Annotated in this window: 1 protein-coding gene; it reads right to left on the bottom strand. The window is 66.0% G+C overall.

Features of this window, described 5'->3' with window-relative positions; genetic code table 11:
* Positions 1 to 514, bottom strand: a 514-nt coding sequence (locus tag RM1_RS25830; protein WP_143187357.1) for an Ig-like domain-containing protein, incomplete at both ends; no start/stop codon positions are given.

The raw sequence follows: 514 nt of genomic DNA, 5'->3' as shown, positions 1-514 counted from the left end.
GCCTTGCCGGCGTTCTCGGGGGTCCAGTTCATGGTGGCGGTGCCGTCGGCGCCGACCGGTACTACGTAGGAGAGGTTCCTACTGTTCTCGTTGACCTCGAATGAGACGGTGCCGCCCGCTGCTGCGGGGTTGACCTTCGCCTTCAGCGTGATCGCCTTGCCGATGGTGGCTGCCTTGATGGGGTCGAGGGTGATCGTGGAGGCGGTGGTGTTGTTGTCGGCGGGTGCGACCGTGACCTCTTGGGTGGTGGTGGATCCGGTGACGCCGTCGCGGCCGGAGAAGGTGGCGGTGATGGTGTGCTTGCCGTCGGTTTGGGCGTACCAGATCCTGGTGGCGGTGCCGTCGGCCTCGACCTTTGTGCTACCGAGGACGTCGTTGCCGTCCTTGAATTCGACGGTGCCGCCCGCTGCTGCGGGAGTGATCTTCGCGGTCAGCGTGTACTCGTTGCTGTTGGGTGCCGCGGTGATGGGGTCGAGGGTGATCGTGGAGGCGGTGGTCGGGTCGGTGGGCTTGG

It is taken from the genome of Rhodococcus maanshanensis NBRC 100610 (genome assembly GCF_001894865.1).
Lineage (GTDB): Bacteria > Actinomycetota > Actinomycetes > Mycobacteriales > Mycobacteriaceae > Rhodococcus_G > Rhodococcus_G maanshanensis.
The sequence above is the reverse complement of the archived record's forward strand: the minus strand, read 5'-3'. Positions and strand labels throughout refer to the sequence as shown.